Source organism: Mixta hanseatica (genome assembly GCF_023517775.1).
Classification (GTDB): Bacteria; Pseudomonadota; Gammaproteobacteria; order Enterobacterales; family Enterobacteriaceae; genus Mixta; species Mixta hanseatica.
The window spans coordinates 3,091,015-3,114,119 of the sequence record NZ_CP082904.1; the positions used below are offsets into that span (position 1 = coordinate 3,091,015).

The 23,105-nt window shown below is 55.7% G+C and carries 20 protein-coding genes and 1 pseudogene; 13 read left to right on the forward strand and 8 right to left on the reverse strand.

Annotated elements, in window-relative coordinates; translation table 11 throughout:
* The first annotated feature begins 417 nt into the window (after positions 1-417).
* The 8 genes from K6958_RS14725 to K6958_RS14760 are packed head-to-tail and all read left to right on the forward strand — an operon-like array spanning position 418 to position 8,354.
* On the forward strand, positions 418-1,248 hold the full coding sequence (locus tag K6958_RS14725; protein WP_249891831.1) for a DeoR/GlpR family DNA-binding transcription regulator: 831 nt from the start codon (positions 418-420) through the stop codon (positions 1,246-1,248).
* Positions 1,249-1,268: 20 nt separating this feature from the next.
* Positions 1,269-2,252 carry a substrate-binding domain-containing protein gene (locus K6958_RS14730; protein ID WP_249891832.1) on the forward strand — a complete coding sequence of 328 codons (984 nt, stop codon included), beginning with the start codon at positions 1,269-1,271 and terminating at the stop codon, positions 2,250-2,252.
* A gap of 2 nt (positions 2,253-2,254) precedes the next feature.
* The gene (locus K6958_RS14735; RefSeq protein WP_249891833.1) at positions 2,255-3,757 is read left to right on the forward strand and encodes a sugar ABC transporter ATP-binding protein; all 1,503 of its coding nucleotides are present in this window, start codon (positions 2,255-2,257) and stop codon (positions 3,755-3,757) included.
* The gene (locus K6958_RS14740; protein ID WP_249891834.1) at positions 3,750-4,739 is read left to right on the forward strand and encodes an ABC transporter permease; all 990 of its coding nucleotides are present in this window, start codon (positions 3,750-3,752) and stop codon (positions 4,737-4,739) included. Before K6958_RS14735 ends, K6958_RS14740 begins: the two co-directional genes overlap by 8 nt.
* An 18-nt stretch (positions 4,740-4,757) precedes the next feature.
* Positions 4,758-5,807 (forward strand): ABC transporter permease, encoded by a 1,050-nt coding sequence (locus K6958_RS14745; protein ID WP_249894702.1) that lies wholly within the window; start codon positions 4,758-4,760, stop codon positions 5,805-5,807.
* Positions 5,807-6,499, forward strand: a complete 693-nt coding sequence (gene alsE, locus K6958_RS14750) for a D-allulose 6-phosphate 3-epimerase (RefSeq protein ID WP_249891835.1) — start codon at positions 5,807-5,809, stop codon at positions 6,497-6,499. The genes K6958_RS14745 and alsE overlap by 1 nt, the downstream gene beginning before the upstream one ends.
* Positions 6,496-7,392 carry an allose kinase gene (alsK, locus tag K6958_RS14755; protein ID WP_249891836.1) on the forward strand — a complete coding sequence of 299 codons (897 nt, stop codon included), beginning with the start codon at positions 6,496-6,498 and terminating at the stop codon, positions 7,390-7,392. Before alsE ends, alsK begins: the two co-directional genes overlap by 4 nt.
* On the forward strand, positions 7,389-8,354 hold the full coding sequence (locus tag K6958_RS14760; protein WP_249891837.1) for a ribokinase: 966 nt from the start codon (positions 7,389-7,391) through the stop codon (positions 8,352-8,354). Before alsK ends, K6958_RS14760 begins: the two co-directional genes overlap by 4 nt.
* A gap of 28 nt (positions 8,355-8,382) precedes the next feature.
* Here the strand turns inward: K6958_RS14760 and K6958_RS14765 are convergent, their stop codons facing one another.
* The 7 genes from K6958_RS14765 to K6958_RS14795 all read right to left on the reverse strand — a co-directional run bounded on the left by K6958_RS14765 (position 8,383) and on the right by K6958_RS14795 (position 17,911).
* Positions 8,383-8,631 carry a hypothetical protein gene (locus K6958_RS14765; protein ID WP_249894763.1) on the reverse strand — a complete coding sequence of 83 codons (249 nt, stop codon included), beginning with the start codon at positions 8,629-8,631 and terminating at the stop codon, positions 8,383-8,385.
* A gap of 123 nt (positions 8,632-8,754) precedes the next feature.
* The gene (nudK, locus tag K6958_RS14770) at positions 8,755-9,333 is read right to left on the reverse strand and encodes a GDP-mannose pyrophosphatase NudK (RefSeq protein WP_249891838.1); all 579 of its coding nucleotides are present in this window, start codon (positions 9,331-9,333) and stop codon (positions 8,755-8,757) included.
* A gap of 154 nt (positions 9,334-9,487) precedes the next feature.
* On the reverse strand, positions 9,488-10,165 hold the full coding sequence (gene narI / locus K6958_RS14775; RefSeq protein WP_249891839.1) for a respiratory nitrate reductase subunit gamma: 678 nt from the start codon (positions 10,163-10,165) through the stop codon (positions 9,488-9,490).
* A 2-nt stretch (positions 10,166-10,167) separates the two neighbouring features.
* Entirely contained in the window at positions 10,168-10,890 is a 723-nt protein-coding gene (gene narJ, locus K6958_RS14780; RefSeq protein ID WP_249891840.1) for a nitrate reductase molybdenum cofactor assembly chaperone, read from the reverse strand.
* Complete coding sequence (gene narH, locus K6958_RS14785) at positions 10,887-12,431, reverse strand: nitrate reductase subunit beta (RefSeq protein ID WP_249891841.1); 1,545 nt, start codon at positions 12,429-12,431, stop codon at positions 10,887-10,889. The genes narJ and narH overlap by 4 nt, the downstream gene beginning before the upstream one ends.
* Positions 12,428-16,189: a nitrate reductase subunit alpha gene (locus tag K6958_RS14790; protein ID WP_249891842.1), complete on the reverse strand. Its 3,762-nt coding sequence runs from the start codon at positions 16,187-16,189 to the stop codon at positions 12,428-12,430. Before K6958_RS14790 ends, narH begins: the two co-directional genes overlap by 4 nt.
* Positions 16,190-16,513: 324 nt before the next feature.
* Positions 16,514-17,911, reverse strand: a complete 1,398-nt coding sequence (locus K6958_RS14795) for a NarK family nitrate/nitrite MFS transporter (protein ID WP_249891843.1) — start codon at positions 17,909-17,911, stop codon at positions 16,514-16,516.
* 305 nt (positions 17,912-18,216) lie between these two features.
* On the opposite strand from K6958_RS14795, the gene narL reads away from it, so the two are divergent.
* On the forward strand, positions 18,217-18,873 hold the full coding sequence (gene narL, locus K6958_RS14800; RefSeq protein WP_249891844.1) for a two-component system response regulator NarL: 657 nt from the start codon (positions 18,217-18,219) through the stop codon (positions 18,871-18,873).
* Between the two features lie 40 nt (positions 18,874-18,913).
* Here the strand turns inward: narL and K6958_RS14805 are convergent.
* Positions 18,914-19,291 (reverse strand): annotated as a pseudogene (locus K6958_RS14805) (amino acid permease); the annotation flags it as partial.
* A 45-nt stretch (positions 19,292-19,336) separates the two neighbouring features.
* Here K6958_RS14805 and K6958_RS14810 point away from each other — a divergent pair.
* The 4 genes from K6958_RS14810 to K6958_RS14825 all read left to right on the forward strand — a co-directional run bounded on the left by K6958_RS14810 (position 19,337) and on the right by K6958_RS14825 (position 23,032).
* Positions 19,337-20,034 (forward strand): IS1-like element IS1A family transposase gene (locus tag K6958_RS14810; RefSeq protein WP_103215986.1). Its coding sequence is split into 2 segments (ribosomal slippage): positions 19,337-19,586 and positions 19,586-20,034, totalling 699 coding nucleotides; the frame shifts between segments, so codons are not numbered across the junction.
* Positions 20,035-20,102: 68 nt separating this feature from the next.
* Positions 20,103-20,489: a hypothetical protein gene (locus K6958_RS14815; RefSeq protein ID WP_249891845.1), complete on the forward strand. Its 387-nt coding sequence runs from the start codon at positions 20,103-20,105 to the stop codon at positions 20,487-20,489.
* A 153-nt stretch (positions 20,490-20,642) separates the two neighbouring features.
* Positions 20,643-22,337: a nitrate/nitrite two-component system sensor histidine kinase NarQ gene (gene narQ, locus K6958_RS14820; RefSeq protein ID WP_249891846.1), complete on the forward strand. Its 1,695-nt coding sequence runs from the start codon at positions 20,643-20,645 to the stop codon at positions 22,335-22,337.
* A 62-nt stretch (positions 22,338-22,399) separates the two neighbouring features.
* Positions 22,400-23,032: a response regulator gene (locus K6958_RS14825; RefSeq protein WP_249891847.1), complete on the forward strand. Its 633-nt coding sequence runs from the start codon at positions 22,400-22,402 to the stop codon at positions 23,030-23,032.
* Positions 23,033-23,105 lie beyond the last annotated feature (73 nt).

Sequence of the window (23,105 nt, forward strand, 5' to 3'; positions counted from 1 at the left end):
TTCACCATGCCTTTCTCTGGCAATAAAAGAAAACAGGCCTGAAACCGGGGAACAAACCAGGGTGATCACCTAACGATACGATTTATCATCCTTTGCCGCTTAGCTTACCTCAATCAGATTTCTCGGACTCTGCAAGCGGATCATCAAACGGTCATATCCGCATAAACGGTCATCTTCGGTCACGTTATTTTGCCTGCGAAAAAACAGAGGCTATGGCATTAATACGCTCTGACGGGCGAAATTAGCGGGTTATTTGTGATGTAAGTCACATAAAAATGATACTGATAACTTCGTTTTCATAATTATCACGAGCCCACTCACTTAATTAGCCGTCACGTTTTCGCCGGTCCTGGAGTTTTGTCCAGGGCACATTTTGCGATCTCGCTATCCCTTACTTTTAATACACCGGAGGTCACCATGTTACCGATTGAGCGTCAGCGGCAAATCATTGAAGAATTAAATCTGAATGGTCGGGTGCTGGTTGCCGAACTGGTTAAGTTATTCCAGGTCTCGCAGGAAACTATTCGTCGCGATCTGGCGCAGCTGGAGAAAAAAGGCATTTTACAGCGCAGCCACGGCGGCGCGGTTATTAACCGCCCCTCACCGGGGGAACATAATTATCGCCGTACTGTATTGAATGAATATGAGGCCACCTTTCGCCAGAGAATGAATGAAAACGAGCAGCAGAAAATGCAAATAGCCAAGCGGGCATTAGATTTTATTTCCGTTGGCGACTGCCTGCTGTTGGATAGCAGTACCACCTGCTGGTTTCTGGCGCGGCAGCTGCCGGATATCGAACTAACGGTGTTAACCAATTCCCTGCGCACCATCCAGGCGCTGGCGGTAAAAAGTCATATACGCACCATCTGCCTGGGAGGGGAATATTCTGAGCGTTATGAAGACTTTCACGGCATCGTCGCGGAATTACCGTTAAAGGAGTTTTTGATTAATAAAATTTTCTTTTCCTGTAGCGGCTTAGGCGGCGACGGTTATTTACGTGAAGGCAATGAAAACGGCGCGCATTTAAAACAGCAAATGCTGCTGGCCGCTGAAAGAAAATATTTACTGATGGATGCCAGTAAATTTTCCCGGCCCTCTTTTGCCCGTATTTGTCACTACCGTGATGTGGATTTTCTGATAACCGACAATCTGAAAGATAAAGCGTTACAGCAGGAGCTGGCCTGGAATGGCGTGAATGTTATCGACTGTTCACAACGCGCTCAGGCAGTACAGCTGATCAATTACTGATGCAACCCGACGGAGTTACGATGAAAAAAACCTCTACCCTCTGCGTTCTGCTCGCGATACTGGCGGCCTCTCCTGCTTTAGCCGCAGACAAACTGCGTATGGGCATCGTCGTTAAAATCGGCGGCATTCCCTGGTTTAACGCCATGGAGGCGGGCATTAAAAGCGAGGCGGCCAAACGCGGCATCGATGCCTGGCAGGTTGGTCCAACCGCTGCCGATCCCGCCTTACAGGTGCGCGCCATTGAAGATCTTATTGCGCAGAAAGTCGATATTATCGGCGTGGTGCCTAACGATCCACAGGTGCTGGAACCGGTGTTGAAGCGGGCACGCGATGCCGGGATCAAAGTTATTACCCATGAATCTCCTGGACAGAAATACGCCGACTGGGATTTCGAGCTGATCGACGCGACCACTCATGGCGTTAACCATATGAAGGCGCTGGCGCAGTGCATGCATGAAGAGGGCAAGTATGCCATGTATGTCGGCAGCCTGACCGTGCCGCTGCATCAGCAGTGGACCGATGCCGCCCTGCACTATCAGCAGCAACACTATCCCAAAATGCAGCTGGTAGCGGATAAATTCGGCGTGGGCGAATCGCTGGATGGTTCTATCCGCACGACCAATGAGCTGATGTCTAAATACCCCGATCTGAAGGGCATTATGGCATTCGGTTCGCAGGGCCCTATCGGCGCTGGCCGCGCGGTGATGAACCGCCATAAAACGCAACAGGTTTGCGTTATCGGCGCATTCAGCCCTGGCCAGGGCGCGTCTCTGGTTAAACGCGATGCGATTAAAGGCGGCTTTATCTGGAATCCGATGACCGCCGGGGAAGTGTTTGTGCGCATCGCCGACATGATGCAGAAAAAAGCGCCGATTACCGACGGCATGATCATTGAAGGGCTGGGAAAAGTGAAGGTGGATGAAGCCCAACACACCATTCTTGGCAATAACAGTGAGAGTCTGGATAAAACCAACCTGCCGAAACTGGTCAAAATGGGGCTGTAATCATGAAACAGCAACAACCTCAGGCGCTGATTGCGCTGGAAAACCTGTCGAAAACCTTTGGCGGCAATCGCGCGCTGAACGCCGTTTCGCTCAGCCTGATGCCGGGTGAAGTTCACTGTCTGGCCGGCACCAACGGCTGCGGTAAAAGCACGTTGATTAAGGTGATCTCCGGCGTCTATGCGCCGGATAGCGGTGCGCAGATCAGGCTGCAGGATGGCAGCTGCTGGCCGCGGCTAACGCCAAAACAGGCACGCGCCTTCGGCATTCAGGTGATTTATCAGGATCTGTCATTGTTTCCTAACCTCAGCGTGGCGGAGAACATCGCTTTTGAGCATAACCTGGATGGCCTGCTGAGCTGGTACAGCGCGCGTCGCCTGCGCGCTACCGCCGAGCGTATCGTTAACGAACTGGGCTTCACCCTGCGGCTGGATGAAAAAGTCGCGGCGCTTTCTATCGCTCAACGGCAGCAGGTTGCTATCTGCCGTGCGCTGGTCGCGGAGGCAAAGCTGGTGATTATGGATGAGCCGACCGCCTCGCTGACGCGCACCGAGGTCAATCAGCTGCTGCGCACCGTACGCTATCTAAAAGAGAAGGATATCTGCGTGGTGTTTGTCAGCCACCGGCTGGATGAGGTACTGGAGATATCCGATCGGGTGACGGTGATCCGTGATGGCAGCAAGATGGGCAGCTGGCCCGCCAGTGAAATGGACAGCCATCGATTGACCGAGCTTATGACCGGGCAAAAGCTGGATTATCAGCTTAAAACGCCTACGGCTCGCCAACAGCTGCTGCTGGAGGTAGAGAACCTGGCCCGGGCCGGCCAGTATCACGGTATCAACTTTCGCCTGTATAAAGGCGAAGTGCTGGGGCTATGCGGCCTACTGGGATCGGGCCGCACCGAGCTGGCGCTGTCGTTGTTCGGCATGACGCGGCCTGACAGCGGCAAGATCTGGCTGGACAGTAAACCGGTGCGCTTCCGCAGCCACGAAGATGCGATTAAAGCGGGAATTGGCTATGTCTCTGAAGATCGGCTGACGCTGGGGCTGGTACAGCAACAGTCGGTGGCGGACAACATGGTGATCTCCATTCTTGATCGGCTGCAGAACCGCTTCCACCTGATTGATGAATACCGCAAAAACAAACTGATCCTACAGTGGATCCAACAGCTTGGGGTGCGCGTCGCCGATCCCGGGCAAGCGATCTCCACCCTTTCCGGCGGCAACCAGCAAAAGATTGTGCTGGCGAAGTGGGTGCTGACGCAGCCGCGCATTTTAATCCTTGATTCACCGACCGTCGGCGTCGATGTGGGTGCCAAAGCCAGCATCTATCAACTGATTCATCAGCTGGCGCAGGAGGGGCTGGCCATCATCCTGATTTCCGATGAGGTGCCGGAGGTATGGTACAACTGCGACCGTATTCTTCACTTCCGCGACGGCACTATCCATGCCGAATATCAGCCGGGCAACGTGGCGCAACAGCAGCTACAGGAGGTGATCAATGCCTGACTTATCCCGCTTTAAACCGCAAAGCAGCCAGGGCTGGCTCGCCTGGGTGCTGCTGGCTTTTATGCTGTTCTTTGCGCTGGCCAGCGATCAGTTCCTCAGCGTGCAGAACCTGCTTGACCTGGCGGAAAGCTATGCCGTGACCGGTATTTTTGCCCTGGGGTTGTTTGTCGTGCTGGTCACCGGCGGCATTGATATCTCCTTCGCCGCTGTCGCCTCGGTGGTGCAATACCTGATCGCCAGCCTGTTTATTCACTTCCAGTTCGATAGCGCGCTGCTTAGCATCGGCCTCGCCATCCTGTGCGGTACGCTGTTCGGCATGATTAATGCGCTGCTGATCGCCTCGCTGCGCGTTGTCTCCATCATTATCACTATCAGTATGCAATCGCTGCTGTTTGGTCTGCTGATGTGGCTGACCGACGGACGCAGCCTGTATGACCTGCCGGAATGGTGGATTACGCTGCGGGAGGTGCTGCCCTTTACGCTGAACGGGCAGAGCTATCAGATCGGTCTGCCGCTGGTGATGATGCTAATTATTGCCGCCATCAGCTGGCTGTTGCTGAATAAAACCCACCTTGGCCGCCAGCTGTATGCCGTCGGCGGCGATGCGGAATCGGCGCGGCGCGTCGGCATCCGCGTCACGCTGATCACGCTGTTCGCCTACGGCTGGCTGGGCGCGATGGCGGCTATTAGCGGGATGTTGCAGGTCTATCGTATGGGCGAGGTGGTGCCGAACGCACTGGTGGGCGGCGAGCTAGATGTGCTGGCGGCAACGGTGCTGGGCGGCGCCAGCCTGATGGGCGGCAAAGGCACGGTCACCGGCACGCTGATGGGCGTCTTTCTGATCGCCATCCTGAAGAACGGCCTCAACCTGATCGGCGTCTCTAACTACTTCATGAACATTGTGGTGGGCGGCGTGATCATGATTGCCATCGCCGTCACCCATTACAAAAAACGCAAAGAAACCGATGTCAGCTTCGTCTGATCGGTGGGAGAAGAGATGATGAAACCACGCCATTCCTGGCTGCCTGACGGCACCAATAGCGGCCTGATACTGCTTATCGCACTGGCGCTGGCGCTGTTTGCCCTGCTGTTGCCGGGGCGCTTTTTTACCGGCTCGACCTTTATGAGTATGGCTTTTCAGTTGCCGGAACTCGGCCTGTTAACGCTGGCGATGTTTATCGCCATTCTCAGCGGCGGCCTTAACCTGGCGATTATCGCCACCGCTAATCTTACCAGCCTGTTTATCGCCTGGCTGCTGCTGCATTTTCTGCCGGCCTCTGCCGGCACGGCGATGCAACTGCTGTGGCTGGGCCTTGGCCTGGCCGGCGCATTGCTGATCGCCACGCTGATCGGCGTGATTACCGGCCTGATGGTCACACGCATTGGCGCCCATCCGATTCTGGTCACGTTGGCCACCATGATGACGCTGAACGGTATCGGCATCTGGCTGACCAAAGGCACGGCGGTTAGCGGTATGCCGGAGACGGTACGGGCGCTGGGCGCCGATACGCTGCTGGGCGTACCGCTGCCGCTGTGGCTGTTCCTTGCCGCCGCCGCGCTGCTGGCGCTGTTTCTGGGTAAAACCCGCACCGGCAAGTGCATCTATATGGGCGGCAGTAATATCAACGCTACCTGGTTTAGCGGCGTCAATACGCACCGCATGCTGATAGTGGTGTATGTCATCTCCAGCTGGCTGTGCGTGCTTGCCGGTCTGGTAATGATGGCGCGTTTTAATTCCGCGCGCATGGGCTATGGCGACGCCTATCTGCTGCTGACAGTGCTGGCGATCATTCTTGGCGGCGCCGATCCCAACGGCGGCTTTGGCCGCGTGACCGGCGTGGTGCTGTCGCTGATCGCGCTACAGATCCTCTCTACCGGCTTTAACCTGATGAATATCAGTCAGCATTTCAGTCTCGCCATGTGGGGCGTAGTGCTGATCCTGGTGCTGGCGATCAAACATGGCAAAGGCCGCTGCCACGCTTATCTGACGCTGCGACGCAGCCAGCTGCGTAGCCGCCTGCCCCACTTAACTGAAAAAAAGGAAGTGTAATGACTATCCAGATCTCCCCTTCGCTGATGTGTATGAATCTGATGGAAATCAAGCAGCAGTTGTCGGTGCTGAATACGCGGGCAGATTTCCTGCATGTGGACATCATGGATGGCCACTATGTGAAAAACATTACGCTATCGCCCTTTTTTATCGAGCAGATCCGCCCGTATACGCCGGTGGCGATTGATGTGCATCTGATGGTGGAAACGCCCACCGACTTTATTGCGGCCGTAGCGCAGGCGGGCGCGGATTATATCTGCCCACATGCGGAAACCATCAACCGCGACGCTTTTCGCGTTATTAACCAAATTCGTGCGTTGGGTAAAAAGCCCGGCGTGGTGCTGAATCCTGCCACGCCGGTTTCTTGGATCCATCACTATATGCACCTGCTGGATAAAATTACCGTCATGACCGTCGATCCGGGCTATGCCGGCCAGCCTTTTATCCCGGAAATGGTGAAAAAAATTGCCGAACTAAAGGCGCTGAAGGCGCAGCACGGCTATCGCTATCTGATTGAGATTGATGGCTCCTGTAACCAAAAAACCTACGGCACGCTGCTGGAAGCGGGCGCGGAAGTGTTGATCGTCGGCACCTCCGGGTTGTTTAACCTGCATCAGGAGCTGGAAAGCGCCTGGGATATGATGATGAGCAATATTACTCAGGCGCAAAGCCTGTTGCGGGAGTCAGCATGACGGCAAGCTGGCTTGGTATCGATATTGGCGGCACCAGCACCCGGCTGTTGTTAATGGATGCGCAGCATCAATGGCACGGTTTTCGTAAGGTGGCGACCGCCAGCTGGGCGCAGCAGCCGCAGGCGCTGGATGCGCTGGCCGAGCTGATTAACGCCACGCTGGAGCAGCAAAGCGTCAGCGGCGTGATGCTCGGCCTGCCGGGCATTCTCAGCCGCGATCGTCAGCAGGTGATTTCATTGCCGTTTATCCAGGCGCTGGATCACCAGCCGGTGGCGGCATTGCTGGCGCAGCGGCTGGGCGTGCCGGTAGCGATGGATAAAGATGTTAATCATCTGATGCTGTGGGATTTGCTACAGCTGGCAACGCTACCCAACCACGCCGTCGGCCTTTATCTGGGCACCGGCATGGGCAACAGCCTGTGGCTAAACGGTGGTTTTTATCATGGCGAGCACGGCGGCGCGGGCGAAATCGGTCATATGCCGTGGCGTGATAGCGATCTGCCCTGCCCGTGCGGCAATCGCGGCTGTGTGGAAACCCTGACCTCCGGCAGCTGGCTGGCGCACTGGGCAGCGCAACACCAGCCGGATGTGCCGCTGGCGCAGCTGTTTACCCTTCACGGCAATCACCCGGCGCTACAGGCGTTTATTCAGCGTCTGGGGCAAACCATCGCCGGTGAAATGAATATTCTCGACCCGGAATATTTAGTATTAGGCGGCGGCGTGCTGGCGATGCGCGACTTCCCTCTCGCAGCGCTGCGGGAAACTATTTTTACTCATCTGCGTCCCCCGGCTACGCGTCAGGGTTTAAAAGTGATTTTTAGCAGCGTGACCGATCAAACCGGCTGCCGTGGCGCCTGTCTGGCCGCTGAACGCCACTTCAGGAGGCTAAAATGAAAGGTAAAGTATGTGTTTTCGGCTCGTTTAATCTGGATATCGTGGCCGGCATGAGCCGCTTTCCCCTGCCGGGTGAATCATTAATTGCGCGTCACAGTATGATGGGGCCAGGCGGTAAAGGCGCGAATCAGGCCACTGCCGCACTTCGGGCCGGGGCGCGCGTTCACTACATTGGCAAAATCGGTCAGGACGACTTTGGCCAGTTTGCCCGTCGTCATCTGGAAAAAACCGGTTTTGACGCCATTACGCTATTCACCTGCAAAGAAAAACCCACCGGCAATGCGCTGATTTACGTTGCGGGCAACGATGCGGAAAATATGATTTCCGTTTACCCAGGCGCCAATCTGACCGTTACCGCAGCGGAAGTCACCCGCTGCCAGCCGACCGTTGCCGCTGCGGATATCTTACTGATGCAGCTGGAAAATAATCTGAGCGCCATTCAGCGTATGGTAGATATTGCCCGGGCGGCGGGCACTTTTGTGATTATTAATCCTGCGCCGTGGCAGAAAGTCAGCGCTGCGCTGTTAAGCAAGGTGGATCTGCTCACGCCAAACAGCACGGAGGCCACGCTGTTAAGCGGCGTGACGGTCAATAACCTTGATGATGCGAGACAGGCAGCCACCGTACTGCATGGCAAAGGGGTACGTCAGCTTATTATTACGTTGGGGATGCAGGGCGCGTTGCTCTCCGACGGCGAGGCGATGTACCGTATTCCGCTGTTTCCCGCCCAGCCGGCAGACAGTACTGGCGCAGGCGATGCGTTCAACGGCGCGCTGGCGGCGCGGCTGGCGGCTGGCGAACCGCTGAAGCAGGCGGCGCTGTTTGCCTCCGCCTATGCTTCGCTGTGCGTGGAGCGGCCTGGCGCAGCCAATTCCATGCCGTTATATGCCGATGCGCTGGCCCGGCTGCAGGCTTATCCGGCGCTGCAGGTGGAGCGAATTGATCAGCAAAATGCCGCGTAGTAGAGCAAAAGCGCGGCGGTTTGTGAGGCTACGTTTGTCCCGCATTCCATATGAGTTCCAGCGCCTTGTCTCCGCGCTCAGTATTCGCCCAGCGAATAATTTCTAATCGTTTCGCCAGGCACAGGGCCGTTGCACCCATCAGCTCGACGGTTCCCAGCGCCAGCTCCAGTCCGCCCAGCAGCCGGTTGCTGAGGGCTTCCGCTTCAGTCACAGAATGAGGCGATAAAACGGCGGCGAGCTGAACCGGGCTTAAGGCAAGGTTTAAACCTTCTTCCATGATGATGTCGCTCCACTATTGAATGGCCTTAACATCCTGGAGCAAACTGGAACGGGCGTATAAAAACAGACAAAAAAATGAGGCGACGGACAGGGTTTGCCGCCGCCGGTAAGTTTCATCGCCTCAGGCGCGCAGCCAGCCTGCCTGTTGCGCGTACTGCAGCAGCATAATGGTTTTGCCATCGCGGATTTCACCGCTTTTGATCATCTCCAGCGCCTGCGGGAAAGGCAGCTCCAGCACCTCGATCGATTCATCTTCCACGCCGCCGCCAGCGTTATCCCGCTGCGACTCATCATACTCGGCGGCAAAAAAATGCAGCAGTTCCGTCACGCCGCCGGGCGACATATAGGCTTCAAACAGTTTTTCCACCTGGCCGACGGCGTAGCCGGTCTCTTCAATCGCCTCTTTACGAATGCAGTCTTCCGGCGAATCATTGTCCAACAGCCCAGCGCAGGTTTCGATTAGCATGCCGCTCTCATTGCCATTAACAAAGGTCGCCATACGAAACTGGCGGATCAGCACCACGCTATTCTTTGCGCGGTTATAAAGCAGGATGGTAGCGCCGTTGCCGCGATCGTATACCTCGCGCTTGTGACGCAGCGTTTCACCGCTGCTGGTGGTGAGTTCATAGGTATAATTACGTAAGACAAACCAGTTTTCTGACAGCAGCTTATCTTTGATCAGCTTGATATGGGCGGGCATAGCGGCTCCGAAAATCAACAGGGAGCCTGCAATCATAGAACTGCCGCAGCGAGAAAACTATCCGAATTGCGCCAGGGATAAAGGGGAAGCGTGTGACAAAGCGGGAAACAGCGAATGGAGATGCCGCAGGCCGAACGACCTGCGGCACAAGCTATCAGTGGCGGTTACGCACCAGCTGATAACGACGGGTCAGATACTCTACCGGCGCGCTCCAGATATGCACTAAACGACAGAACGGGAACAGCAGGAACAGCGTCATGCCCAGCACCATGTGGATTTTATAGATCAGCGCCACCCCTTCCAGATGCGCTGCCGCACCGGCATGGAACGTCACGATTGCCTGCGCCCAGCCTACCAGCTTCATCATCTCGCTGCCGTCCATATGTTGAGCAGAGAAAACAATCGTCAGCAGGCCCAGCGCAGCCTGAATCACCAGCAGCGTAATGATAAGAATATCACCGGTGCTGCTGGTGGCGCGTACGCGCGGATTGGTCAAACGACGTTTCAGCAGCAGACCGCCGCCAATCAGCGTCATCGCACCGAAGATACCGCCCGCAACCATCGCCAGCAGCTGTTTCATCGCAATCGGCAGGAACGATTCATACATCCAGTGCGGCGTCAGCATGCCCACCAGATGGCCAAAAAAGATGCCGATAATACCGATATGAAACAGGTTAGATGCCAGACGCATCCCTTTTTTATCCAGCATCTGGCTGGAGCCTGCGCGCCAGCTGTACTGTCCATAGTCGTAACGCAACCAGCTGCCGACCAGGAAAACCGTACCGGCCAGATAAGGATAGATATTAAAGAAAAACAGATTCAAGAATTGCATGATCAGCGTCCCGTCATTCCTGTGGTGGCTTGCGCCACGTCAAGATACTGTGGCGCAACGGCACCGGCAAAGCGGCGCTGATGCGCTTCCTGCTGTGCTGAGGCGCAGCCCTGTTCACCAAGGAAGCGGATCTGTTCCTCTTCCCAGACCGCATCCAGCGCCTGCGGCGTATCGTCGCGCGCCTCCTGCGCCACCTGCGGCTCCAGCGTATCGGCAACGACGCCGCTGCCGGAAAGCGCCAGCAGCACGTCAAGCAGATCGGCCCAGCGGCTGTTGCGCTGCCGCAGCCGCGCGCCCAGCAGCGCTAAAATCGGCGCGATATCCACCAGCCCTTCACGTGCCTCTTCCGGACTGCGGCTGCTGAGATATTCCAGATAAAGCGGCAGGAAATCCGGCAGTTCGCGACTATCCAGCTCCAGTCCGGCTGCGCGATACTGCTCCAGCAGATCGACCATCGCCTGCCCGCGATCGCGGGATTCACCGTGAACGTGTTCAAACAGCAGCAGCGAGGTAGCGCGTCCGCGATCAAACAGTTCACAGTAATCCGCCTGCAGATCGAGCAGCGGCCGAGCGCTGAAATCACGCACCACGGCCATGAGCTGCGCACGCTGTTGCGCGTTTAGCTCGCGGGCATCAGCCAGCGCCTCCTCCAGCTCCTGCTGATGCTCGAACAACGCCCGATCGGGATAGTCCAACAGACGGCCAATAATTCTTAGCGCCATCATGAGGCATCCTCCCGGTTCTCGGTTTTGCGCGTAATATCAATCGCATCGATGCGGCGAGCATTAAACAGGTTAAATTTGCTGTCGCTGCCGTGGCAGCCGTCGCCGAAGCTAAAGCCGCAGCCTTTGCTTTCCGGGAAGGCTTCGCGCGCCAGTTCCCGATGGCTGGAAGGCACCACAAAGCGATCCTCATAGTTGGCGATAGCCAGGTAGCGATACATCTCCTGCGCCTGCGCCTCGGTCAGGCCCACCTGTTCCAGCGCACTGGTATCTACTACGCCGTCCACGCTTTCCGCGCGTTTATAGTGGCGCATCGCCAGCATACGTTTCAGCGCCAGCAGCACCGGCGCGGTATCGCCAGCGGTCAGCAGATTTGCCAGATACTGCACCGGAATACGCAGGCTTTCTACGTTTGGCAGCACGCCCTGCTGATCCAGCACGCCCGCATCGGCGGCGGACTGAATCGGCGATAACGGTGGCACATACCAAACCATCGGCAGCGTGCGATATTCAGGATGCAGCGGCAGCGCCAGTTTCCAGTCCATCGCCATTTTATAAACCGGTGATTTCTGCGCCGCATCGATCACGCTCTGCGGGACGCCATCTTTCAGCGCCTGAGCGATAACGGCCGGATCGTGCGGATCGAGGAAGACATCCAGCTGGCTCTGATAGAGATCCTGCTCGTTTTCCACTGCCGCCGCCTGTTCGATACGATCCGCGTCATACAGCAACACGCCCAGATAGCGGATGCGGCCTACGCAGGTTTCCGAACATACAGTCGGCTGACCGGCTTCGATACGCGGATAGCAGAAAATACATTTTTCTGACTTGCCGCTTTTCCAGTTGAAGTAGATTTTTTTATACGGACAGCCGGTCAGGCACATACGCCAGCCGCGGCATTTATCCTGATCGATCAGTACAATGCCATCTTCGCCGCGCTTATAAATGGCGCCGCTTGGGCAGGTTGCGACACAGGCCGGATTCAGGCAGTGTTCGCACAGGCGCGGCAGATACATCATGAAGGTGTTTTCGAACTGGCCGTACATCTCTTTCTGGATGTTATCGAAGTTTTTATCCTGCGAACGTTTAGAGAATTCACCGCCGAGGATCTCTTCCCAGTTCGGGCCGCCTTCGATTTTTTTCATCCGCTGACCGGTGATCAGCGAGCGCGGACGCGCGATCGGCTGATGTTTGCCTGCTGGCGCGTTGTGCAGATGCTGATAGTCAAAATCGAACGGCTCGTAGTAATCATCCAGCGCCGGCACATCGGGGTTAGCGAAGATTTTGGACAGCAGGCCGACGCGGCTGCCCATGCGCGGCTGCAGCTGACCGTTGATTTTACGGATCCAGCCGCCTTTCCATTTTTCCTGATCTTCCCAGGCGCGCGGATAACCGACGCCGGGCTTGCTTTCAACGTTATTAAACCAGGCATATTCCATGCCTTCGCGACTGGTCCAGACGTTCTTACAGGTGACCGAACAGGTATGGCAGCCGATGCATTTGTCGAGGTTTAACACCATGCCGACTTGCGAACGAATTTTCATTGCTGAGCCTCCTGGCGGGAACCCTGGCACTCGTCGTTGCCTTCGCCATCTAACCAATTGACATTGTTCATTTTTCTTACCACCACAAACTCATCACGATTCGAACCTACGGTGCCGTAATAGTTGAAGCCGTAGGCCAGCTGCGCGTAACCGCCAATCATATGGGTCGGCTTCGGATAAACGCGCGTTACTGAGTTATGAATACCGCCACGTTGGCCAGTGATTTCCGCCCCTGGAATATTCACAATGCGTTCCTGCGCGTGGTACATCATGGTCATACCGGCAGGTACGCGCTGACTGACCACGGCACGCGCCGTCAGAGAACCGTTGGCATTAAAGGCTTCGATCCAGTCGTTATCTGCAATACCCAGCTCTTTCGCATCTTCCTCGCTCATCCAGACGATCGGCCCGCCACGCGACAGCGTCAGCATCAACAGGTTGTCGCTGTAGGTAGAGTGGATGCCCCATTTCTGGTGCGGAGTAATAAAGTTCAGCGCTTTTTCCGGATTGCCGTTCGGCTTTTTATTCAGCAACGGCTGCACGGCGCGCGTATCGACCGGCGGACGATAAACCAACAGGCTTTCGCCAAAGGCGCGCATCCATTCATGATCCTGATAAAGCTGCTGACGACCGCTGAGCGTACGGAACGGAATCAGCTCATGGATGTTGGTGTAGCAAGCGTTATATGAGACATGTTCATCTTCCAGACCAGACCAGGTCGGGCTGGAGATAATTTTACGCGGCTGCGCCTGAATATCGCGGAAGCGGATTTTTTCATCTTCCTTATTTAGTGCCAGATGCGTATGGTCCCGGCCGGTGATTTTGCTCAGTGCGCCCCAGGCTTTTACCGCCACCTGTCCGTTGGTTTCCGGCGCCAGCGTCAGGATTACCTCCGCCGCGTCGATGGCGCTGTCAATCATCGGACGGCCCGCTGCCGGCCCTTCAGGTTTGACGTAATTGAGTTTTTTCAGCAGTTCGATTTCCGTATCGGTGTTCCAGCTGATGCCTTTACCGCCGTTGCCCAGCTTATCCAGCAGCGGACCAACCGAGGTGAAGCGCTCCCAGGTAGCCGGGTAGTCACGTTCCACGGTGATGATATGCGGCGCCGTTTTGCCCGGAATCAGATCGCACTCGCCTTTTTTCCATTCTTTTACGCCGAACGGCTGCGCCAATTCGGCGGCGGAGTCATGCTGCATCGGCAAGGTCACCACATCGGTCTCTTTGCCCAGGTGGCCCTGACAGACTTCAGAGAAACGTTTGGCGATGCCTTTATAAATTTCCCAGTCGCTTTTCGCTTCCCAGGCAGGATCGACCGCAGCAGACAGCGGGTGAATAAACGGATGCATATCCGAGGTATTCATGTCGTCTTTTTCGTACCAGGTCGCGGTCGGCAGCACGATATCGGAATAGAGACAGGTGCTGGACATACGGAAATCAAGCGTGACCACCAGATCCAGCTTGCCTTCGCCGCCCCGATCCTGCCATTCCACTTCCTGCGGCTTAACGCTGCCCTGCTCGCCCAGGTCTTTGCCCTGAATGCCGTTTTCCGTACCCAGCAGATACTTCAGCATGTATTCGTGGCCTTTACCGGAGGAGCCCAGCAGGTTCGAGCGCCAGACAAACAGGTTGCGCGGGAAGTTCTGCGGGTTATCCGGCTGTTCGGCGGCAAAGCGCAGCGATCCCTGTTTCAGGCTTTCAACGGTATAGTCAACCGGCGTCTGGCCGGCAGCCTGCGCTTTAGCGGCGATATGCAGCGGGTTAGCAGAAAGCTGCGGCGCAGACGGCAGCCAGCCCATACGTTCAGCGCGCACGTTAAAATCGATCAGGCTGCCCTGAAAACGTGCTTTATCCGCCAGCGGTGACAGCAGGGTTGAGGTTTCTACCGTTTCATGGCGCCACTGGCTGGAGTGGTTATAGAAGAAAGAGGTGCCGTTCATATGGCGCGGCGGACGTTGCCAGTCCAGACCGAATGCCAGCGGCGTCCAGCCGGTTTGCGGACGCAGTTTTTCCTGCCCCACATAGTGCGCCCAGCCGCCGCCGCTCTGGCCGACGCAGCCGCAGAACACCAGCATATTGATCAGGCCGCGGTAGTTCATATCCATGTGGAACCAGTGGTTCATACCGGCCCCCACGATGATCATAGAGCGACCGTGGGTTTTCTCTGCGTTTTGCGCAAACTCGCGGGCGATGCGGATGATATGATCGCGCGATACGCCGGTGATTTTCTCTGCCCAGGCTGGAGTATAAGCTTTGATCTCATCGTAGCTGGCCGCGCAGTTGGCATCACCCAGACCGCGATCGAGACCATAGTTAGCCAGGGTCAGATCGTACACGCTGGTCACCAGCGCTTCGCTGCCGTCCGCCAGGGTAAGACGCTTAACCGGCAGCTTATGCAGCAGAATTTCATCCAGCGCTACGCTGTTGAAATGCTCACTCTCGATGCCGCCGAAGTAAGGGAAGCCTACTTCCGCTACGTCATCATGGCTGCCCTGCAGGCTCAATTGCAGCTCAACTTCACGATCTGAACCGCCTTCGCGCGCTTCCAGGTTCCATTTGCCCTCTTCGCCCCAGCGATAACCGATAGAGCCAAGCGGCGCCACCAGTTCACCGCTCAGACTATCCAGCGCGATGGTTTTCCATTCCGGGTTATTTTCCTGGCCAAGGTTATTCACCAGATCGCTGGCGCGCAGCATACGGCCGGCGGCGTAATAGCCGCCTTCGCGCGGTTCCAGCATGACCAGCATCGGCATATCAGTGTAGCGGCGCACGTAATCACGGAAATAAGGCACCTCACGATCGAGATGGAACTCTTTCAGCATCACATGGCCCATCGCCATCGCCATCGCGCTGTCGGTACCCTGTTTCGGATTGAGCCACAGGTCGCACAGCTTGGCGACTTCCGCATAGTCTGGCGTCACCGCCACGGTTTTTGTGCCTTTGTAGCGTACTTCGGTAAAGAAGTGCGCGTCCGGCGTACGCGTCTGCGGTACGTTAGAACCCCAGGCGATAATATAAGAAGAGTTATACCAGTCGGCCGATTCCGGTACGTCGGTCTGCTCGCCCCAGGTCATCGGCGAGGCAGGCGGCAAATCGCAGTACCAGTCGTAGAAGCTCAGGCAGGTACCGCCAATCAGCGACAGATAACGCGCGCCGGCTGCATAAGAGACCATCGACATTGCCGGAATCGGTGAAAAGCCGATGATACGGTCCGGCCCAAAAGTTTTGGCGGTATACACGTTCGCGGCAGCGATAAGCTCATTCACTTCCTGCCAGCTGGAACGGACAAATCCGCCGCGTCCACGCGCCACTTTATAGCTTTTGGCTTTCTCGGGATCGTTGATGATAGCGCCCCAGGCTTCAACCGGATCGCTGTGCTGCGCCTTCGCTTCGCGCCATAATTTCACCAAACGCTTGCGCATAAGTGGATATTTCAGGCGATTGGCACTATATAAATACCATGAGTAGCTGGCGCCGCGTGGACAGCCGCGTGGTTCATGGTTAGGCAGGTCCGGACGGGTGCGTGGATAATCGGTTTGCTGCGTTTCCCAGGTGACCAGACCATTTTTGACGTAGATCTTCCAGCTACATGAACCGGTGCAGTTGACGCCGTGCGTGGAGCGCACGATTTTGTCATGCTGCCAGCGGCTACGGTAACCATCTTCCCAGTCCCGGTTAGTGTTAAGTGTCTGGCCGTGCTGGCCAGCAAATGGTTCGGCTAATTGTTTGAAATAGCGAAACCGATCCAGAAATTTGCTCATCCGGAATTCTCCTGAAGGCTCGGTGTTGTTATAAATGGCTAAACGACATTGCGTATGGTGTGGGTATCAGCCTACTGAGCTGATTACGCTGGCCGCTTGATTGCGATCAAGTCAGCATGGCGAAGCGGTTCTCTGCAACGCCTGCACTACCCCTTTAGTAGCATGCGAATAATAAGCACAACCCAATGATTTATTTGGGTGAAAATCCTAAAATCAGCTCCTCACGCCGGGTTATGTCGGCTGGTGGCTATTTGGGGGTAGGCGACGTAAAGAACGATGAAAAAAACCGGCTTTTGTCGCCAGGACAAAGCCGGTTTTTTGCGATTAGCGTGCGGCCTTACGCCCGTAGACTAACCAGGTGATCAGGATGCAGATCACATAGAACACCAGGAATATTTTCATCGCGCCTGCCGGGGAGCCGGTCATTGCCAATGAAATGCCAAAGGTCTGCGGGATAAAGAAGCCGCCTGCTGCGCCGATAGCGGAAATAAAGCCCAGCGCCGCTGCCGTATCGGTCACTGCTTCCTGCTGCGCCTGCTCATCGCTGCCGCCGCGAGCTTTTACGCTGTCCCAGGTAATTTTACGGAAGATCACCGCAATCATCTGATAGGTAGAGCCGCTGCCCAGACCCGCAGTTAAGAACAGCACCATAAAGATGCCGAAGAACAGCGGAAAAGAACCGCCCTGCCCGTTGGTCGGCAGCGCCATAAACACCAGCGCGGTAAACAGCGCCATGACGATAAAGTTAATCAGCGTGACGCGCACGCCGCCAAAGCGGTCAGAGATGACGCCGCCCGCTGAACGTGCCAGCGCGCCCAGCAGCGGACCGAAGAAGGCGTATTTCATGATTACGATGTCCGGGAACTGCGTTTTTGACAACATGGCAAAACCGGCGGAGAAACCGATAAACGAGCCGAAGGTGGCCAGATAAAGCAGGCTCAGCCCCCAAAGGTGCGCTCGTTTTAATACCGGCAGCTGCTGACGCAGAGAGGCTTTAGACGCGGCGAGATCGTTCATGCCGAACCAGGCGGCCAGCGTGGCGATAAACAGCAGCGGCACCCAAATCCAGGCGGCATTTTCCAGCCACATCTGGCTACCGTCGTTGGTTACCTGCCCCTGGCCGCCAAAAAAGCTGAAAATGGCCATTGAGATAGCCAACGGCGCCAGCAGCTGCATCACGCTCACGCCCAGGTTGCCCAGACCGCCGTTAATGCCCAGCGCGCCGCCCTGCTGCGCTTTTGGATAAAAGAAGCTGATGTTGCCCATACTTGACGCGAAGTTTGCGCCGGCAAAACCGCAAAGTAACGAGATAAACACAAACACCGCGAAAGGCGTTTGCGGATCCTGCACAGCAAAACCCAGCCACAGACAGGGAATCAGCAGGAAGCCGGTGCTGAACGCGGTCCAGCGGCGTCCGCCAAACATAGGAATAACAAAAGAATACGGCACACGCAGCAGCGCGCCAGACACGGAAGGCAACGCAGTCAGCAGAAAAAGCTGATCGGTAGTAAAGTTAAAGCCGACCTTATTTAAGTTAACGGCGACGGTGCTAAACAGCATCCAGACGCAGAAGGCCAGCAGCAAACAAAAAACAGAAATCCATAAATTACGACTTGCGATGCGTTTACCGCTCTGCTGCCAGAATTCCGCATTTTCCGGCTGCCAGTTTTGAATAACTGCACCTGATGCTTTTTTCTCTGACGGCGTGGCTAAATTTGACATAATAACCCCGATGAAGTAATGAAAACTGCGCACATCCTGCCTGGTCGTCAGGGGTGCGGAGTTGACATAAATCAACGGGGTGGCAGTTAGTTTCAGGCTGTAATTGTGCCTTACCCACTAAATGAGTAGTGTCTGTCCCCAATGCAAATTTAATGAAAACAGCTAATTAAAAATCGGCATTCATGTTATTAACGCTTGTAGGCCTCTCCTTATTAACTATTTGTACCTCTTTATAGGTATAAGATATTATTTGAGAATGTATAGCGTTGCCGCTGCTGCCAACACCATGATTAACCGGAGCCAGTATGACTATCCATGATGACGCCGCCACTATCCTTTTGATTGACGATCATCCAATGCTGCGTAACGGCGTTAAACAGCTGATTAGTCTGGATTCGCAGCTGAAAGTGATCGCCGAGGCGGGTAATGGCGAACAGGGTCTGGCGCTGGCTGAGCAGCTCGATCCTGATTTAATTTTGCTTGATTTGAATATGCCAGGCACCAACGGCCTGGAGACGCTCGACCTTTTGCGCCGTATTGATCTTTCGGGACGCATCGTCGTCTTTACCGTGTCAAATGATGAAGAGGATGTGGTCAGCGCGTTGAAGCGCGGCGCTGATGGTTACCTGTTGAAAGATATGGAGCCAGAGGAGCTGCTGACCTCCCTGCATCAGGCCGCAGCCGGCCAACTGGTATTAAGCGAAGCCCTGACCTCCGTGCTGATTAGCAGCCTGCGCGAAGCGCCGCCGACGACGCAGCGCGATCTACAGCAGCTTACCCGACGCGAGCTGGATATTTTGCGGCAAATTGCGCGCGGCCTGCCGAATAAAACCATCGCCCGTAAACTGAATATCACCGAAAGCACGGTAAAAGTGCACGTAAAACATTTGCTGAAAAAGCTACAGCTCAAATCGCGGGTAGAAGCGGCGGTCTGGTATTTGCAACACAAGGCGGGAAATTAAGAAACGGCGGGCGACTGGCTTATCGTCCGCCGCTGAGGGGTTATTTAGAAGGCTGCTCTTTTAACGGCGCGGGATGTTCTGCGTCGTGATGAACCTCGTGTTCATGCTCAGTCATCGCGACCGCATGTACGCGCTTGCGGACGCCGAACCAACCCAGCACCAGCACCAGAGCGATCAGCGGAAGCGACGCCACGGTAAAGGTGCCGTTAGGGTAGTCAAATGCCATCAGCACCAGCACATTCGCCAGAAACAGCAGCGTCAGCCATGAGGTCACCGGCGCGCCAGGCAGCTTAAAGCTAACCTCATCGGCCTTGCCCTCTTTAATCGCCTTACGCAGGCGCATCTGGCAGACAATAATAAACGCCCAGGTAGAAAGAATGCCCAACGAGGCGATGTTAAGCACAATTTGGTGATGCTGCCAACTTACTGATTTAGTGTATGATGGTGTTTTTGAGGTGCTCCAGTGGCTTCTGTTTCTATCAGCTGTCCCTCCTGTTCAGCTACTGACGGGGTGGTGCGTAACGGCAAAAGCACCGCCGGACATCAGCGCTATCTCTGCTCTCACTGCCGTAAAACATGGCAACTGCAGTTCACTTACACCGCTTCTCAACCCGGTACGCACCAGAAAATCATTGATATGGCCATGAATGGCGTTGGATGCCGGGCAACTGCCCGCATTATGGGCGTTGGCCTCAACACGATTTTACGTCACTTAAAAAACTCAGGCCGCAGTCGGTAACCTCGCGCATACAGCCGGGCAGTGACGTCATCGTCTGCGCGGAAATGGACGAACAGTGGGGCTATGTCGGGGCTAAATCGCGCCAGCGCTGGCTGTTTTACGCGTATGACAGGCTCCGGAAGACGGTTGTTGCGCACGTATTCGGTGAACGCACTATGGCGACGCTGGGGCGTCTTATGAGCCTGCTGTCACCCTTTGACGTGGTGATATGGATGACGGATGGCTGGCCGCTGTATGAATCCCGCCTGAAGGGAAAGCTGCACGTAATCAGCAAGCGATATACGCAGCGAATTGAGCGGCATAACCTGAATCTGAGGCAGCACCTGGCACGGCTGGGACGGAAGTCGCTGTCGTTCTCAAAATCGGTGGAGCTGCATGACAAAGTCATCGGGCATTATCTGAACATAAAACACTATCAATAAGTTGGAGTCATTACCGCCGTGCTGGATTAACTGTAGTAGAAAAGGCATCCGAGGCTGATGTGGCCCTGATGCGCACCAATGCGCCCTTTGAACAGCCGCATTATCAATACTTCTTTGGCCGCCGTCATCATGAAGGCTCACTTGCGTTCCGGGAAGATGATCAAGATTACCAGATGCTGAAAAAAATCAGCCAGCAGGTGCCGGTCGTCATGACTCTCTATCTGGACAGGCCGGCAATCTTAACTCACGTCATTGATAAAACCCAGGCGGTTATCGCCAACTTTGGCCTGAGCGATGAGGTGCTGTTCTCGCGTCTGTTATCCAGCACGCCCTATACCGCACGCCTGCCTTTTGCCTTGCCCTCCTCTATGGATGAGGTGTTGCAGCAGAAATCTGACGAACCCGACGATCTGCGCGCGGCGCTTTTCCCACTGGGCTACGGCCTGTCACGCTAAGCTAGCGTCGGGGAAAGCAGGCGCTTTCCCCGACGGCATAGTGCCCAATGCGCCGGCCTGGCGCATTACCTGCGCTTAATTTGACTTCACACCGCTGCGCCCATCCGGGTTTCAGGCTATTATTGCCCCCTCTTTTTTGGGTTAAGTTCTTTTATGCTGAAACGCTCCGTTACCAGTTCTATTGCGCGCGCGCTGGCCGGCATCGTTATTCTTTCGGTGCTTTCCACCAGCCTGGCGCTGCTGACCTTATCCGGCAGCCTGCGCGATGCGGAAATGATCAATTTTGCCGGCTCACTGCGCATGCAGATCTATCGCCTGGCCTGGGATCTTGATACGCGCTCACCGGAACTGGAGGCGCATCTGCACTATTATCAGCAGTCATTGAATGCGCCTGTGCTGCAGCATCTGGACCGCTTTTACGTGCCGGAAAACGTACGCAATCGCTATCAACAGCTCAAATTATCCTGGCCGCTGCTGCGAGAAGATTTAAACAGCGGCAATCCTGGGCGCTATTCGCAGCATGTGGTGCACTATGTCGGCAAAATCGATCGCTTCGTTTACGATCTGCAGCGTTATGCGGAGCGTAAAATGCAGTTGGTGGCATTGACCAGCGCCATCGGCTTTGTCGCCATCGTGGCGCTGGCGTTCTGGACTATCCGTCTGACGCGCCGACAGGTCGTCAAGCCGCTGAATCATCTGGTGGTGGCCAGCCGCTATATTGAACAAGGTAATTTTAACTACCCGCCGCTTGATACCTCACTGGCTAACGAGCTGGGCCTGCTGGCGAATACGTTTAACCGCATGTCCGGCGAGCTGAAGCGTCACTACAGCGAACTGGAGAACACCGTTAAGGCGCGTACGGCGGATCTGATGGAGGCCCATCAGACCATGACTATTTTATATGAGGCTTCCCAGGCGCTGGCGGTAAGCAGCCTGGGCCATCCGACCATTACGCAGGTGATGGAGATCGTCTTTACCCGCGCGCGCCTGACCGCCCTAAGATTGGATGTTGGGGAGAGCTGGCAGATTGCGCTGGGCGCGCCACGGCCAGATAAAAACTGGCAACGCCTGACGCTGCAGCAGGAAAACCAGCCGGGGGGCGAGCTAAGCTGGCAGGAAGGCGACCGGGAGCCGCCTGCGCCGCTGATGCAAAGCGTCGGCAACCTGCTGTCACGCGCCATCTGGATCCATCAGGCGCAAAAGCAACAGCAGCAGCTGCTGCTGATGGAAGAACGTGCCACCATCGCCCGCGAGCTGCATGATTCTCTGGCGCAGGCGCTCTCCTACCTGCGCATTCAGCTAACCTTACTGAAACGTACGATTAATGCCGAACAGCAACCGGCGCAGCAAATCGTTAGCGACGTCGATCAGGCGCTGGCGGATGCCTACCGTCAACTGCGCGAGCTGCTGAATACCTTCCGTCTGTCTGTTGATGAAGCCTGTCTGCCCGCCGCGCTGCAGGCGATGCTTACCCCGCTGAAACAGCAAACCAGCGCTGAGATAAATCTGCACTGCTCCTCCGGCTTTGATGCGCTTACGGCTCAGCAGCAGGTGCATGTTTTACAGATTGTCCGCGAAGCGGTATTGAATGCTATCCGCCATGCGAATGCCAGCCATATTGAGGTAAGCTGCAGCACGCAGGATAATGGAGAATATCAAATAGTTATCAGCGACGATGGCTGCGGCCTGACCACCATCGAAGAACCGGCGGGCCATTATGGCCTGACGATTATGCACGAACGGGCGCAGCGGTTGGGCGGTAGCTTACAGATGGATACTTTACCGACGGAAGGAACGCGGCTGCAGTTACGTTTTCCATCACAGACAACAGACACGGTGGCGGATTAATCGCCATCGTTACTTTTTTTTACCCAGCCAGTCACTGCTGGCGGCCTGGCCCGGGGAGTATTATGAACAACCGACAATTTACCGTGATGCTGGTCGACGATCATCCACTGATGCGCCGGGGAATTCGTCAGCTGCTGGAGTTGAACAGCAGCTTTGAGGTGGTGGCCGAAGCGAATAACGGCACCGAAGCGCTGGCAGAAGCCAGCCGTCTTTCACCCGATGTGATCCTGCTGGATCTACACATGAAGGGGATGTCCGGTCTGGATACGCTAAAGGCGCTACGTCATGAAGGCGTGGCGGCACGTATTTTGGTACTCACCGTTTCCGATGCGCGCAACGATATTTACGCCATGCTGGATGCCGGGGCCGACGGTTACCTGTTGAAAGACAGCGAACCCGAACTGCTGCTACAGCAGATTATCGAGGGCGCTCAGGGGCAAAACGTCTACAGCAGTATCGTGCGCGATTATCTGGCGACGCGCGGCCATAGCGCCAACCCGTTTCAAACGCTCACGGAACGCGAGCTGGATGTGCTGCAAGAGGTGGCGCGCGGGCTCTCGAATAAAGAAATTGCGGCCGCGCTGCATATTTCTGAAGAGACAGTGAAAGTGCATATTCGTAATTTCCTGCGTAAGCTGGATGTGCGTTCACGTGTCGCCGCCACCGTACTGTGGCTGGAAAACAAATTGAGCTAGACTTTCTGCACCCAGGGCGCTTTCTGGCACGATAATTTACACTTTCTCCTCTTTTCCTCCACGTTTCTTTAAT

Excerpts from the sequence above, each read along its gene's own strand:
- K6958_RS14725 (WP_249891831.1), top strand. The coding sequence starts at position 418 with ATGTTACCGATTGAGCGTCAGCGGCAAATCATTGAAGAATTAAATCTG.
- K6958_RS14730 (WP_249891832.1), top strand. The coding sequence starts at position 1,269 with ATGAAAAAAACCTCTACCCTCTGCGTTCTGCTCGCGATACTGGCGGCC.
- K6958_RS14735 (WP_249891833.1), top strand. The coding sequence starts at position 2,255 with ATGAAACAGCAACAACCTCAGGCGCTGATTGCGCTGGAAAACCTGTCG.
- K6958_RS14740 (WP_249891834.1), top strand. The coding sequence starts at position 3,750 with ATGCCTGACTTATCCCGCTTTAAACCGCAAAGCAGCCAGGGCTGGCTC.
- K6958_RS14745 (WP_249894702.1), top strand. The coding sequence starts at position 4,758 with ATGAAACCACGCCATTCCTGGCTGCCTGACGGCACCAATAGCGGCCTG.
- alsE (WP_249891835.1), top strand. The coding sequence starts at position 5,807 with ATGACTATCCAGATCTCCCCTTCGCTGATGTGTATGAATCTGATGGAA.
- alsK (WP_249891836.1), top strand. The coding sequence starts at position 6,496 with ATGACGGCAAGCTGGCTTGGTATCGATATTGGCGGCACCAGCACCCGG.
- K6958_RS14760 (WP_249891837.1), top strand. The coding sequence starts at position 7,389 with ATGAAAGGTAAAGTATGTGTTTTCGGCTCGTTTAATCTGGATATCGTG.
- K6958_RS14765 (WP_249894763.1), bottom strand. The coding sequence starts at position 8,631 with ATGGAAGAAGGTTTAAACCTTGCCTTAAGCCCGGTTCAGCTCGCCGCC.
- nudK (WP_249891838.1), bottom strand. The coding sequence starts at position 9,333 with ATGCCCGCCCATATCAAGCTGATCAAAGATAAGCTGCTGTCAGAAAAC.
- narI (WP_249891839.1), bottom strand. The coding sequence starts at position 10,165 with ATGCAATTCTTGAATCTGTTTTTCTTTAATATCTATCCTTATCTGGCC.
- narJ (WP_249891840.1), bottom strand. The coding sequence starts at position 10,890 with ATGATGGCGCTAAGAATTATTGGCCGTCTGTTGGACTATCCCGATCGG.
- narH (WP_249891841.1), bottom strand. The coding sequence starts at position 12,431 with ATGAAAATTCGTTCGCAAGTCGGCATGGTGTTAAACCTCGACAAATGC.
- K6958_RS14790 (WP_249891842.1), bottom strand. The coding sequence starts at position 16,189 with ATGAGCAAATTTCTGGATCGGTTTCGCTATTTCAAACAATTAGCCGAA.
- K6958_RS14795 (WP_249891843.1), bottom strand. The coding sequence starts at position 17,911 with ATGTCAAATTTAGCCACGCCGTCAGAGAAAAAAGCATCAGGTGCAGTT.
- narL (WP_249891844.1), top strand. The coding sequence starts at position 18,217 with ATGACTATCCATGATGACGCCGCCACTATCCTTTTGATTGACGATCAT.
- K6958_RS14815 (WP_249891845.1), top strand. The coding sequence starts at position 20,103 with ATGCGCACCAATGCGCCCTTTGAACAGCCGCATTATCAATACTTCTTT.
- narQ (WP_249891846.1), top strand. The coding sequence starts at position 20,643 with ATGCTGAAACGCTCCGTTACCAGTTCTATTGCGCGCGCGCTGGCCGGC.
- K6958_RS14825 (WP_249891847.1), top strand. The coding sequence starts at position 22,400 with ATGAACAACCGACAATTTACCGTGATGCTGGTCGACGATCATCCACTG.